Source organism: Paenibacillus xylanilyticus (genome assembly GCF_047246825.1).
In the GTDB taxonomy this organism is placed as follows: Bacteria; Bacillota; Bacilli; order Paenibacillales; family Paenibacillaceae; genus Paenibacillus; species Paenibacillus xylanilyticus_B.
Window position 1 is genome coordinate 496,647 of the sequence record NZ_JBFOLB010000002.1, and the last position, 14,357, is coordinate 511,003.

The 14,357-nt window shown below is 48.5% G+C and carries 9 protein-coding genes; 1 reads left to right on the forward strand and 8 read right to left on the reverse strand.

Annotated elements, in window-relative coordinates; all coding sequences use genetic code 11:
- Positions 1-390: 390 nt before the first annotated feature.
- The 7 genes from pyrE to pyrR all read right to left on the reverse strand — a co-directional run bounded on the left by pyrE (position 391) and on the right by pyrR (position 9,528).
- On the reverse strand, positions 391-1,032 hold the full coding sequence (gene pyrE / locus AB3N00_RS16935; RefSeq protein WP_413035630.1) for an orotate phosphoribosyltransferase: 642 nt from the start codon (positions 1,030-1,032) through the stop codon (positions 391-393).
- Positions 1,029-1,769: an orotidine-5'-phosphate decarboxylase gene (pyrF, locus tag AB3N00_RS16940; RefSeq protein WP_413036060.1), complete on the reverse strand. Its 741-nt coding sequence runs from the start codon at positions 1,767-1,769 to the stop codon at positions 1,029-1,031. Before pyrF ends, pyrE begins: the two co-directional genes overlap by 4 nt.
- 101 nt (positions 1,770-1,870) lie before the next feature.
- Entirely contained in the window at positions 1,871-5,089 is a 3,219-nt protein-coding gene (gene carB, locus AB3N00_RS16945) for a carbamoyl-phosphate synthase large subunit (RefSeq protein WP_413035631.1), read from the reverse strand.
- 1 nt (position 5,090) lies between these two features.
- Positions 5,091-6,233, reverse strand: a complete 1,143-nt coding sequence (gene carA, locus AB3N00_RS16950; protein ID WP_413035632.1) for a glutamine-hydrolyzing carbamoyl-phosphate synthase small subunit — start codon at positions 6,231-6,233, stop codon at positions 5,091-5,093.
- A gap of 390 nt (positions 6,234-6,623) precedes the next feature.
- On the reverse strand, positions 6,624-7,928 hold the full coding sequence (locus AB3N00_RS16955) for a dihydroorotase (protein ID WP_413035633.1): 1,305 nt from the start codon (positions 7,926-7,928) through the stop codon (positions 6,624-6,626).
- Between the two features lie 125 nt (positions 7,929-8,053).
- The gene (locus AB3N00_RS16960) at positions 8,054-8,965 is read right to left on the reverse strand and encodes an aspartate carbamoyltransferase catalytic subunit (RefSeq protein ID WP_413036061.1); all 912 of its coding nucleotides are present in this window, start codon (positions 8,963-8,965) and stop codon (positions 8,054-8,056) included.
- On the reverse strand, positions 8,965-9,528 hold the full coding sequence (pyrR, locus tag AB3N00_RS16965) for a bifunctional pyr operon transcriptional regulator/uracil phosphoribosyltransferase PyrR (protein WP_413035634.1): 564 nt from the start codon (positions 9,526-9,528) through the stop codon (positions 8,965-8,967). The genes AB3N00_RS16960 and pyrR overlap by 1 nt, the downstream gene beginning before the upstream one ends.
- A 657-nt stretch (positions 9,529-10,185) precedes the next feature.
- On the opposite strand from pyrR, the gene AB3N00_RS16970 reads away from it, so the two are divergent.
- On the forward strand, positions 10,186-12,861 hold the full coding sequence (locus AB3N00_RS16970) for a YhgE/Pip family protein (protein WP_413035635.1): 2,676 nt from the start codon (positions 10,186-10,188) through the stop codon (positions 12,859-12,861).
- Positions 12,862-13,001: 140 nt separating this feature from the next.
- Here AB3N00_RS16970 and AB3N00_RS16975 read toward each other — a convergent pair whose 3' ends face one another.
- Positions 13,002-14,303: a DUF6080 domain-containing protein gene (locus AB3N00_RS16975; RefSeq protein WP_413035636.1), complete on the reverse strand. Its 1,302-nt coding sequence runs from the start codon at positions 14,301-14,303 to the stop codon at positions 13,002-13,004.
- Between the last annotated feature and the right edge of the window lie 54 nt (positions 14,304-14,357).

Consider the following 14,357-nt stretch of genomic DNA (forward strand, 5'->3'; position numbering starts at 1 on the left):
GTCTCCTGCCCGGCTGTGTTCTGCTGTTCCGCTTGTCCCTCTGCATGAGTCTCTCCCGTCTGGCTTTTGGCAGATCTGGTTCTGGAAAATAACTTCTTCATGCCAGCAATCACGCTCATCCTTTCTTAACATCCCGTTCATTTCTTTAAGGGTACTAAAAATAGAAATCTATTCCATACTACACTGCATTATAAACGACCGATCCCAACTAAAAGTTACAAGCTTTTTACAACGTTGCCGGGAAAAAGTTAATATTTTGATGAACAAACGAAAAAAGCATCCCAAAGTGCGGGATGCTTCTTGCCTATTCCATGAATTTGCCTCTATGACGGCAAACATTACAATTTTGATACTGTTTACAACCGAAAAGTTGTTGATAAGCAGATGATATTATTTACCAAATGAAGCAGGATCTTCACGCCAGGATTTGAGCAGTTCAAAATCACTCTCCTGGATCGTCCCCTGAGCCAATGCTACGTCCATTAGAGCTGTATAATTGGAAAGGGTTTGCAGCTGAATGCCAGCTTCTTCAAATGCTTTTACCCCTTTATCCAGCTGATAGCTAAAAATCGCAAGCACGGCGAGAGGCGTAGCACCTGCTGCACGTACCGCTTCTGCGGCTTTAATGGAACTGCCTCCTGTAGAGATCAGGTCCTCAATAACAACCACTTTTTGACCTTCAGTAATGATGCCTTCAATCAGGTTTTCCTTGCCATGCCCTTTTGCTTTGTCACGAATGTAGGCCATTGGCAGATCCAGCTTCTGAGCCACCCAGGCTGCATGCGGGATACCCGCGGTTGCTGTACCTGCTATAACTTCTGCATCAGGATATTGCTCACGAATAATGGTTGCGAAGGCTTCAGCAATATCATTGCGGATCTCCGGATAGGACATCGTCAGACGGTTGTCACAGTAGATTGGAGACTTTATACCGGAAGTCCAGGTAAACGGCTGCTGCGGGCGCAGTGCCACGGCGTTAATTTTTAAAAGCTGGGAAGCAATGTGGTTGGGAATCTCGTTCAGTGCGATCATGCGTTCAACATCTCCTTCAAAATGGTTTCTGCTGCTTCACGTGGATTGGAGGCACCTGTAATCGGTCTGCCTACAACAATGTAATGGCTGCCTCTGGCAATGGCTTCACCCGGTGTGAGGACACGAGTCTGGTCACCCAGTCCACTTCCTGCTGGCCGAATTCCCGGAGTAACGGTGTGAAAATCACTGCCGCAGGCTGCCCGAATGGCCGGCACCTCGAGCGGAGAAGCAACTACGCCATCTAAACCCGCCTCATGGGCCAGTCCAGCATAACGAACCACTGCCGCTTCCACACTTCCCTCGATGCCGATCTCACTGTTCATCGTTTCCTGGCTTGTACTGGTAAGCTGGGTAACCGCGATAATCTCCGGTCTGCATAGAGAAGGGTTTGCAGCCAGGGCCGCTTCCGCTCCTTCACGTGCAGCACGCATCATGCTCGTACCGCCAGCTGCGTGCACATTGAACATGTCCACACCAAGGCGGGTTATACTTTCGGCACCACCGCGAACGGTGTTGGGGATATCGTGCATTTTTACATCAAGAAACACGGAGTATCCTTTCGCTTTCAGCTCCCGGATAAAATCAGGACCCGCTGCGTAGAACAGCTGCATCCCCACTTTCAGATAACAGGGAATGCCTTCTAGTGCCTGTACCAGCTCCTGCGCCTGTTCCGCATCAGGATAATCCAGGGCGACCATTAAACGGCCAGCCATTTCATTGAAATTAGGGTGATTCATCCAGTCCGCTCCTTCCACATGCTTGTTTTTTCCGTTTTTGCCCGATATAAAGGACATCCCGCCAGCCCGCAGGCTGACTGATGTCCTTCATCAGTACCTTTTTATTTTACAAAGACTGGCATTGCCTCCGAAGAGAAGTTGATCGTTTGCAGCATGATCAGCAGGGCACGAATCGTATCCAGGGAAGTCATGCATACAATGCCGTTCTCTACCGCTTCACGACGAATTCGGAATCCGTCACGCTGCGGTGTTTTGCCTTTGGTCAGTGTATTGAAGACAAAGTTCGCTTCACCGCTGCGGATCATGTCCAGAATGTTCGGCGAACCTTCGCTCAACTTGTTCACAGTCGTTACCGGAATGTTTGCTGCTTCAAGCGCAGCTGCCGTTCCTCCGGTAGCCATAATTTTGTAACCCAATCTGTAGAAACCTTCAAGCAGTGGCACTGCTTCGTCTTTGTCTTTGTCTGCCACAGTAACTACAATCGCTCCGGTTGCCGGAATTTTCATTCCTGCTCCAATGAGACCTTTGAACAACGCTTTGGCGTAATTCGGGTCACGACCCATAACCTCACCTGTGGATTTCATCTCAGGTCCAAGGGTTGGTTCCACACGACGCAGCTTCGCGAAGGAGAAGACCGGAACTTTGACCGATACGTGATCCGACTCAGGCCACAGACCGTCAACATAGCCGAGGTCTTTCAGCTTCACACCCAAGATCGCTTGTGTTGCCAGGTTCGCCATCGGAATGTTCGTTACTTTGCTCAGGAAAGGTACAGTTCTGGATGAACGCGGGTTCACCTCAATGACATACACCTGGCCATCATGGATAACGAATTGGATGTTGACCAGACCGATTGTTTTCAGTTCTTTTGCAATTTTGATCGTGATATCGACGATTTTTTCTTTCAAATCCTCGGACAGGTGCTGTGGCGGATAAACTGCGATAGAGTCACCGGAGTGCACCCCTGCGCGTTCGATATGTTCCATGATGCCTGGAACCAGTACCGTCTCACCATCACAGATGGCATCCACCTCAACCTCTTTACCCAGCATGTAACGGTCAATCAGTACCGGATGCTCCGGATTGATTTTAACCGCCTGTTCCATATATGTCAGCAATTCGGCATCGGAGTATACAATCTCCATGGCGCGACCACCGAGTACGTAGGATGGACGAACCAGCACCGGATAACCCAGGCTTTGTGCCGTCTCTACCGCATCATCTACGGAAATGACTGTTTTACCTTTAGGCTGTGCAATTTCCAGACGGGAGAGAAGACGTTCAAATTTCTTGCGATCCTCTGCCTCATCGATGCTTTCCAGATCTGTTCCGAGAATCGTTACACCTGCATTACGCAGTGGTGCTGCCAGGTTGATGGCCGTTTGACCACCGAACTGTACGATAACCCCTACCGGCTGTTCCTGTTCAATCACATTCATGACATCTTCGAAGAACAGAGGCTCAAAGTACAGTCGATCCGATGTATTGAAGTCCGTAGACACCGTCTCCGGGTTGTTATTGATGATAACCGCTTCGTAGCCTGCCTTTTGCAGCGCCCATACCGCGTGAACTGTTGAATAGTCAAACTCGATCCCTTGACCAATCCGGATTGGACCGGAACCAAGCACGACCACTTTTTTCTTGTCTGAAGGGATTACTTCATTCTCGGTTTCGTAAGTCGAGTAGTAATATGGCGTTGTTGCTTCGAACTCGGCTGCACAAGTATCAACCATTTTGTATACCGGACGCAGGTTTTCCTGCTCACGGCGTGCTCTTACCTCTGCTTCTGTTGTCAGCTTGCTGCCTGGTTGACCTTCAGCGCGCAGCTCAGCAATGGCACGGTCCGTGAATCCGAGGCGTTTCGCTTGATACAGTGTTTCGGAAGACAACTCGGATTCCTCACGAATGCGATCTTCGAAGCCGATCAGACCCTCAATTTTGTCCAGGAACCACCAGTCAATCTTGGTTAGATCCTGAAGTTGCTGCAATGTATAACCTCTGCGGAACGCTTCCGCAATCAGGAACATGCGCTCATCATCTGCTTTGACCAGACGCTCGTTCAGCGTAGCTTCATCCAGCGTTTCTGCTTCCTTCAGATACAAGCGATGTACACCGATCTCCAGGGAGCGGACTGCTTTGTGAATCGACTCTTCGAACGTACGGCCGATGGCCATAACTTCGCCTGTCGCTTTCATCTGTGTCCCCAGCTTGCGGTTCGCTGAAACAAATTTATCGAACGGCCAGCGGGGAATCTTGCTTACGATATAATCCAGTGTTGGTTCGAAGCAAGCATAGGTTTGACCTGTTACCGGGTTTACGATTTCGTCCAGCGTGTAACCCATGGCAATCTTGGCAGCCATTTTGGCAATCGGATAACCGGTTGCTTTGGAAGCCAGTGCCGAGGAACGGCTTACCCGTGGATTCACTTCGATGACATAGTACTGGAAGCTGTGCGGATCCAGTGCAAATTGCACGTTACATCCACCTTCAATGTTGAGCGCACGGATGATTTTCAAGGATGCCGAGCGCAGCATTTGGTATTCACGATCAGACAGGGTTTGGCTTGGGGCCACAACGATACTATCGCCTGTATGAACGCCTACCGGATCAAAGTTTTCCATGTTGCAAACTACGATACAGTTATCGTTCTTGTCTCGCATGACTTCATACTCGACTTCTTTCATGCCCGCAATGCTCTTCTCGACCAAACATTGGCCAATCGGGCTGTAACGCAGACCCGCTACTACCGTTTCCCGCAATTCTTCTTCGCTGGCACAGATCCCGCCGCCTGTTCCGCCAAGCGTATAGGCAGGACGAACGATGATTGGATAACCAATCTCATTTGCAAAATCAAGGGATTCTTCGAGTGTCGTTACGATCACACTCTCAGGTACAGGCTGTTCCAGTTCGCGCATCAGATCACGGAACAGGTCACGGTCTTCCGCTTTCTCGATGGACGTAAGCTGTGTTCCGAGCAGTTTCACATTTTCACGTTCCAGGACACCGGCACGAGCCAGTTCCACGGCCATGTTCAGACCGGTTTGACCGCCGAGTGTAGGCAGCAATCCGTCTGGACGTTCCTGACGAATGATCTGAGTTACGAAGTCGAGTGTAATCGGCTCGATGTACACCTTGTCAGCCATGTTGGTATCAGTCATGATGGTTGCCGGGTTGCTGTTGATGAGTACAACTTCCACGCCTTCTTCTTTCAGTGCCTGGCAAGCTTGTGTACCGGCATAGTCGAACTCGGCCGCTTGACCGATGACGATTGGACCGGAACCAATCACCAGGATTTTTTTGAGGTCTTTGTTAATCGGCATGTTATTGCGCTCCTTTCACTGCGGCTGCCAATACGGCTTGACGCGGCTTTTGCGGGTTAGTGATCTTGTGCTCCCGGATCATTTCGATGAAACGGTCGAACAGATAGCTGTTATCGTAAGGTCCTGGCGCAGCTTCCGGGTGATACTGTACCGAAAACGCCGGGAATGTTTTATGTTTCAGACCTTCAATGGTCTTGTCATTGTTATTGATGTGTGTAACTTCCAGGTCAGTGCTCTTCACTGACTCTTCGTTAACGGTGTAGCCATGGTTCTGGGATGTGATGAAGCAGCGTCCGCTCTCCAGTTCTTTGACCGGGTGATTCCCACCGCGGTGTCCAAACTTAAGCTTCTCTGTATCAGCACCTGCTGCCAGTGCAAACAGTTGATGACCGAGGCAGATACCGAAGATCGGATACTCGCCAAGCAGCTCACTGATCATGTTAACGGCATGTGGCACGTCTTTCGGATCCCCAGGGCCGTTGGACAGCTGAATGCCATCCGGGTTCAGGCGACGAATCTCGTCTGCTGTTACATCATGAGGCACAACGACAACGTCACAGTTGCGTTTGCTGAGTTCGCGCAAGATCCCTGTTTTTGCACCATAGTCTACCAGGACGATGCGTTCAGCCGTTCCCGGGCTGTTGTATACATGCTGTGTGGACGTCAGGGGAACCTGGTTGCGAAGCTCGGCGATGCTCGTATCTCCCATCATCTCCAGCAGCTCTTCCACAGGCTTCGATCCTGTTGTGAGAATTCCCTTCATTGTTCCGTGATGACGAATCCGGCGAGTCAACATGCGTGTATCAATTTCACTGATGCCCACGATGCCATACTCCTTGAGCAGATCGTCCACGCTGTATTCAGCGCGCCAGTTGCTCGGCACCGGTTCATGGCGACGAACCACAAAGCCATGGACGAATGGACGGATGGACTCGAAGTCGTCACGCGTAATCCCGTAGTTACCGATCAGCGGATACGTCATGGTTACGATTTGACCGCAATAAGAAGGATCCGAAAGCACCTCTTGGTAGCCTGTAATTCCCGTATTAAAAACGACCTCTCCTGTCGTTTCACCTTCAGCACCGAATGCTTTCCCGGTGAACAGTGTGCCGTCTTCCAACAATAATCTTGCCTGTGCCTGCATCCCATTTCACTCCTCTGTGTTTATCAACGTTGAATGCACTCGAGTTGAACATGGAGTTACATTTGTGCGGCTCCGCGGACAGAAAACCCTTCGATCGCTGTTATCAACAGATTCATTTGAATTTAACCCTCATAGGGTTGAATCTGTTGATAAAGGCGAACACTTCGTTTCTTCGGGTCTTTTCTGTCCGCTCCGCAGTTACGTTGGTGTCCAAGTTCAAAACCATGACATTCAACTTGCTTGTTTCGTATATTGAACTCTCGGCATGATCTGCCTCAAGTTAGTTGTAAAGATGTTACTGGTGTAAGGTTGTAGATTTAGAGTTATTAAGACTTATTTATCTTTAAAGAATTAAAGATGTAAGGTTTATCGATTTACTAAGATACCAATTTACTGTTGTACCGTGTTGCTCCACACGCTTTTGCCATCTACCCAGGTCTGTACCGGCCAGCCTTTCAGCTTCCAGCCTGTGAACGGGGTGTTTCTTCCTTTGGTTGCAAACGTTGCAGGATCGACTGCTTTTTCCTCGTTCAGGTCAATCATGGTGATGTCCGCAGGCGCTCCCTCTTCCAGCTTGCCTGTATCCAGTCGGAATACCCGTGCCGGATCGGCTGTCATGCGTTTAACTAGGAAGTCCAGGCTCCAGAGCCCTGTTTCCACAAACTTGGTATACAGCAGCGGGAAGGCTGTTTCGAACCCAACGATTCCGAACGGTGCCAGCTCCATGCCTTTGGCTTTCTCCTCTTCACTGTGCGGTGCGTGATCCGTTACGATCATGTCCAGCGTGCCGTCCAGCAAACCTTCGATACAAGCCTGCACATCACGCGGTGAGCGCAGTGGCGGGTTCATCTTCCAGTTGGCATCCATGCCCGGGATATCTTCATCCGACAGTACCAGATGGTGAGGACATACCTCAGCTGTCACTTTAATGCCGATGGACTTCGCCAGACGAATCAGGCGAACCGATTGTTCCGTACTTACGTGGCAGACGTGGTAGTGAACACCCGTTGCTTCGGCAAGCAGGATATCACGGCCAACGTGGATCGCTTCGGATTCATTCGGAATGCCTTTGATACCATGGCGCTTCGAGAATTCTCCTTCTGTGACATACCCACCGACTACCAATGAGTCGTCTTCACAGTGGGCAATGACTGGCATATCCATACTTGCAGCAAGGCTCATCGCGTCTTTCATCATTTGTGCGTTCTGCACGCCTACACCGTCATCCGTGAAGCCAATTGCCCCTGCTTCTTTCAAAGCTGCGAAATCGGTAAGTTCACGGCCAAGCTCATTTTTGGTAATGGCTGCATAAGGCAGCACTTTGACCAAATCGGCTTCTTTGGCTTTATCCAGAACCAGCTTAACTACATCCGGACTATCTGTTACCGGTCTTGTATTAGGCATGCAGGCGATTGTCGTAAAACCACCTTGTGCCGCTGAACGGGCACCTGTCTCGATGGTCTCTTTGTGTTCGAATCCAGGTTCACGCAAATGTACGTGCATATCGATCAAACCGGGAATGACCAATTTGCCTGACGCATCCGTTACGCTGTGTGCCGATTGTTCTGCTTTAAGAACCACTTCATCTTCCACACCAGCGATCTTTTGAATTTTGCCTTCATCTATAACGATCGTTTTCCGTTCAAGTTCCCCTTGACCATTCAAGACATTCGCGTTTTTAATAATCTGTAGCATAATTGCCCTCCGCTTCGGTTCTGACCGGATTCCGGGAGAATCCGGATAATTTGATTTATCGTGTACTCTTACCGTCCTATAGAAAGTTCCGTCTTCGTCAGCCTATGACCCATAGCCAGACCCTGTTACAGCTTTAATGCGCGTTCCATAACCGCCATGCGAATTGGAACACCGTTCGCCATCTGTGGGAAAATCCGCGATGCTGTACTTTCCACAACCGAATCGTCGATTTCAACATTCCGGTTAACTGGTGCAGGGTGCATGATAATGGTGTTGGGATTCAGGCGTGCCGCCCGTTCTTCCGTCAATCCGTAGTGTTCGCGATAATCCTCAGCCGAGGTAATGAGACCATGTTTGTGACGTTCGAGCTGAACCCGAAGCATCATGACTACATCCGCATCCAGTGCTTCATTCAGACCTACATAAGGAGCGTGCTCTGCCAGTTCCGGTGCCTGCATCGTCTGGGGTGCACAGAAGCGTACATCTGCTCCGAACTTTTGCAGGGCCCACAAGTTGGAGCGTGCAACCCGGCTGTGCAGGATGTCGCCAATAATCGATACACGCAAACCTTTCAGCTCACCGAAAGCTTTTCGCATGGTGTACAGATCCAGCAGTGCCTGGGTTGGATGTTCGTTATTCCCGTCACCCGCATTTACCAGTGGAACATTTACCTTCTGAGCCAGCTGCTGCAGAACACCTGCCGGTTTCAGCCGGATGACTCCTGCATCAATGCCCATCGACTCAAGTGTTCGCACCGTATCATAGATGGACTCGCCCTTCTCTACACTCGAAGCAGCTGCCGTGAAGTTCAGCACCTGTGCACCCAATCGTTTCTCAGCCATTTCAAATGAGAAGCGAGTACGCGTGCTGTTCTCGAAGAACATGTTGGCAACAAAGCGTGATTCAAGTACGGGGACCAATTTATTCGACTGAGCTTCCCAGTGGGCTGCTCTGTTAAGAATCGATTCAATTTCACTGCGATTAAGTTCCTTCAGTCCAAGCAAGCTCCGGTCCTTCAATGCTGTCTGTGTAATCATCATGCCTGCTCCCCCCGGTTCTGAATGATTTTGACTTCGTCCTGTCCGTCCGTTTCCATCAGTGCTACTTCAATCTCCTCCGATTTGGAAGTCGGCACATTTTTGCCGATAAAATCAGGTCGGATCGGAAGTTCCCGGTGTCCGCGATCCGCGAGTACTGCCAGCTGAATGTTCTGCGGTCTACCACAGTCCATCAGGGCATCCATCGCCGCACGAATCGTTCTTCCGGTATAGAGCACATCATCGAACAAAATCACTTTCTTGTTATGAATCGACAGTGATTCAGGTGTCATCGTCAACAGTTCCTTGCGATTCGCTTGGTTATCGTCCAGGCGGTCATCGCGATAAGGAGTTACATCCAGTTCTCCCCAGGGGACCTTGGCGCCCTCGATTTCTTCAATTTTCGCGGCGATCCGTTCTGCGAGATAAACACCCCGCGTACGGATCCCGACCAGCACACAACCGTCGATCCCTTTGTTTTTTTCCAAAATCTCATGGGCAATCCGTGTTAATGCGCGGCGGATCGCCGTTTCATCCATAATGACATGTGTTTCTGTGCTCATGCGTTCAGCCTCCTCAGGATTTCCCTCCAGATCATGGCCCCGTGACAGGAGAACAAAAAAGACTCCTTGCCGTGTTTATTGGCAAGGAGTCTCCGAACTTCAGACCGCTCTGAAGAAAGTTTACTCTCGGGATGCACCGTTCTATTGCCGCAGCAAAAAACGATGTATCGTTCACGTTACCTTGCCAGTCTCACGGGACTGATTTAAAGGTGCTATTCATGTCGTTCATATCGCAGTGCCTCACAGGGCGCTGTTGATCAATATGTCCGTTTATCTTCATGAATTATGACAGAAAGACAACCCCCTGTCAACACCTCACCTTAACAGGCGAACTCCCCTGCTGTATTCCACTTAGAATCAACAGTTCGGCTGAAAAGCATCCACAACCTTCACATTTCATTCATTACTCATAATTATACAATAATTCTGTATATTTATCCATAGGTAATTGCAAACTTGGATGCAGGCAATATAACCCTTCTGTTTTCGTATCAAAGATTGAATATAGGTCCGATTATGCTCAAATGAAGAGGGTAAAGACTTATACGCGGATCAGTTTATATTCCGTTCTAAGAAACCGATATACATATAGATTTGTATATTCCCGAGATGGGAATGATATAGGACCTGAACTTTGATTGGTATTAGGAGGAAATCATGCGTAACATATGGCGTATTTACAAAACAGATTGGCTGCATATTTTAAAAGTACCTACTGGCATATTTTTAATTGTGGCGATTATTTTACTGCCTGGGGTTTATGACTGGGTCAATGTCAAATCGGTTTGGGACCCATACAGCAATACACAAGGGATTAAAATCGCGGTGACAACGGAAGACCAAGGGGCAACAGTTGCCGGGACAACAGTTAATATTGGAGAAGAATTGGTGTCCAGCCTGAAGCAGAACGATAAGCTGGGGTGGACATTCGTGAATCAGACTGAGGGGAATCGCGGCGTTCAGACTGGTGAGTATTATGCAAGCCTGCTGATCCCAGGTGACTTTTCATCTAAAATTACCGGCATCGTTGATGGAAAACTGGACCGCCCCGAAGTCATCTACACGGTCAATGAAAAGGTCAACGCCATTGCGCCCAAAATTACAGGCTCTGGCGTCTCTGCCATTACAACGCAAATTAATGAGAGTTTTACCGAAGCGGTCAGCGAGGCAGTGTTGACCAAATTAAAGGAAGCTGGTGTGGAGATCCATGCTCAGCTGCCAACCCTGCGTAAGATGGAGAATGGAATTTTTGCGCTGGAAAACAACCTTCCAGCCATACAGTCTGCGGGACAAAAAGTGCTGGAAGTCGAAAAAGCAATGCCAGCCATTGTAGAAGAAGCCCAAAAAATTGTAGAGATTGAAAAACGATTGCCCGAAATTAACGAAGCAGCACAATATATACTTAAGGTACAGAAATATTGGCCGCAGATCATGGAAGCTTCTTCCGAGGTACTCGCCATTCAAGGACGAATCCCGGATATTCGCCAAGCCGTGGAACGTATTCAGGAAGTGGATCAACATTTCGGTGTAGTATCAGGTGTCATCGATACGGCATTATCCAAAATGGACAAGGCCCTTACCATCATACGAGCTGCCCAGGATGATCTTGACACGTTAGCCAGCATCGCGGGAAACGGAGTAGAACTATCTGAAGGGTTGAACCGTTTCCTGGATTCGAGCGAAGAAGCGTTTCAGGCTATCGGCCCGGTTATCCGGCAAAATCTATTGCTGATACAGCAAATCGCTGGTGCTGGGGGAGACATGTTCGGACGATTGCAAAATACGGACCTCAGTGCACTTCCAACAGCAGACGATCTGGACAGAATGGCTGTTCGGCTTGGAATAGCTGTAAAATTGGTTGATAGTATGGCTGAATTATTAGAAAAAATGGACAACTTCCTTCCAAGCCACCCGTCAGCCGACAACATTACCCGGTTGAACACTGTTTCGGACAAGCTTCAACTTCAAATAAAACTCGCAGGCATCATCAGTGATGCCATGCGTCGCCATACAACTCCGCCTGCCGATATTATCGCTCAGCTCAATGCATTGTCTAAGGACATCAACAGCGGCATTGGCCAAATCCTTGGTGTGTATGATCTTGAAATCGCGCCTGCCCTTTCTGCTGGGTCAGATAAACTGAAATCTATCCTATCGGCATCAGCAGACACTTTACAGGGTGCCCAGGACCGAATTCCGGATGTTGCGGACATACTGTCCGCAACCAAGGAAGGGATTACTTTTGGACAGACGGAACTGAGAAAAATTCAAAGCGATCTGCCTCAAATCCAGACCAAAATACATGAAATTTCCCAGATACTTCAGAGCAAAAGTGAAGCTTTCATTCAAGCGCTGAACACGGTAGCTCCATTAATTCAGAACGACCTTCCCAAAGTAGGAGCCAAACTGAACGAGGCAGCCGATTTTGTCCGAAGTGACCTGCCCATTGCAGAGAAACAGATTGGAAAGGCATCCGATTTTGTACAGCATCAGCTGCCTGAAGTCGAAAAAGGCGTGCACCGCGTGGCCACACTTGTACGAGAGGATCTGCCCGCTCTGGAAAGTGCGATCAGTAAGGCTGCAAACAAACTCAGGGATGTGGAAGGCAATAATCAGTTTGCCGAACTTGCCAAGCTGCTGCGCGGTGATATCGAGGATGAGAGTGCTTTCCTTGCAAGTCCGGTTCACATCAAGGAAAACCAATTGTATCCCATCCCGAATTACGGTTCGGCCATGTCGCCATTTTATGGCGTATTGTCCCTTTGGGTCGGCTCTACATTGCTGATTTCCCTGCTTCGGGCAGAAGCAGAAAATCCGGACGGCAAGTTTCGCGGATATCAATTGTATCTCGGCCGTTTGGGCACATTCCTGACGATAGGGCTGCTTCAGGCCGTATGCGTAACCTTGGGAGATATGTTGATTCTCGGAACCTATGTTGCGGATAAAGTGTGGTTCGTCTTATTTGCCATGCTGGTGAGTGCCGTGTTCGTCACGATCACATACACCCTGCTGTCCGTATTTGGAAACATCGGGAAAGGAATTGCCATAATCTTCATGGTGTTTCAGTTCTCCAGCTCGGGAGGAACGTTTCCGATCAGTATGACTTCCCCTTTTTTCCAGGCATTGAACCCATTCATGCCCTTCACGTATGCCATAAGTCTACTTCGTGAATCGGTTGGTGGCATTTTGTGGTCTACAGCCTTGAAGGATATTCTCTGGCTATGTGTATTTATTGCCCTTAGCCTCGTCCTAGCTCTCGTATTGAAACGGCCCCTCAGCAGTCTCACCAAGCGTTCAGCCGAGAATGCGAAGAAGACCAAAATCATAGCTTAATTCAAATAAGTAGAACCCTCCGCATAAGGTATGTGGAGGGTTTATTTTGTCATTCAGATCCAATCAGGAAAAGAGACAACCTATGGATATCATGCTCCAGTTGCTTGTCCCTTTTATAACTCACGAGAAACTTCTTCCAATCAGTTCAAGTTGTGCGTCTTCTCCAACTGATTGTAAGACTGTTTGATTGTGGTCAATGTCTCTACATGACGGTAAATATTGTTCGTCACCATTACCAGTAGACATATGAAGAGTATACCAATAATTGCTTTTTTCCCGAGTCCCGGATGAAGACGGATCACCAATCCCCCACCCAGCAGGAAAAACGCAAACAGATAATGACCTGCATACAGATACATATCATATTGGAAAACAGCCAGCCCGAACCCAACTACGATATGAAGCAAAAATGCGAATAAAATATACGGAGCAAGTGTCCACACTTCACGTTCACGAATACCTTGGATAAATCCGGCTAGCGCCAGCAGCAATATAAAAATACCGACAATCTGAACATGGATTGGATTGGAACGAGACAGGTCCGTTACAAATGCAACCAGACCCGGATCGAGAAGGTGTACTTTGGGAGACAGCATCGGATTAATCGTCAACAGAGTCAATGCCTTCCAATGAACTGTAAACTGAAAAGGCGTTGCATAGCTTGTCCCTCCATTTTGTATCCCGAGCAGCCAATTGCTAACCCAGCTTCTTCCCCCAAACGCAACATACTGAATACCCGTTAATACGATAATGAAAGCAACCGCGAGTGCCATAATCCCGATGTACTTTTTCCAAGCGGAAGCCTTACGCCAGGTTCGCAGATTGAAAAACATCGCAGCGGCATAAGGAACGATATTCGTGGAAGTCAGCCCAAAATTGATGGATGCAAGCAATGCATTCTGCATATAACGCACGTCATTTCGATCACGCGTATATTGCATGTAAAGCACCGACAACAGGATAAAAAACTGCACATACGGATAGGAGTCCGGAATCAGTGCGGTAAACATCAGGTAGGAACTACATCCAAACAACAGCGCGAAGAGCAGTGGTGTGGTGATCTGTCTGTCTTTTTGATTGAGAAAAAGAAAAACCAGCACCACGGATCCGGCGTTCACGAGAGATTGCAGAATTAGAAAGAACCAGTTCCCTCCCAGCAGCTCCGCTGCGGCTCCCAGGGTAACAACAAGAAAGGATATTAACGGGTGAATGACCGAGGAGCTGTTCGCACCATAATACATGGAAGGATCAAAATTAAACAAATTGATTGGAAATTCATGAGTATTAAATGGTGTATATGCTCCAAGAACTTGTCCCTGATCCGCAATGTACATCACGTAAGATGCATTCATCAGAGCGTAAAAAAGAGTGAATCCCGCAAACAGGCATAGTGCCGTCCAGTTCGTTTTCCGATTATAAAATATGTAATCCAGAAACTTCATACAATCACATCCAGTATGTCATATTCAAAATTCTCTGCGTTATTCTTATACGCG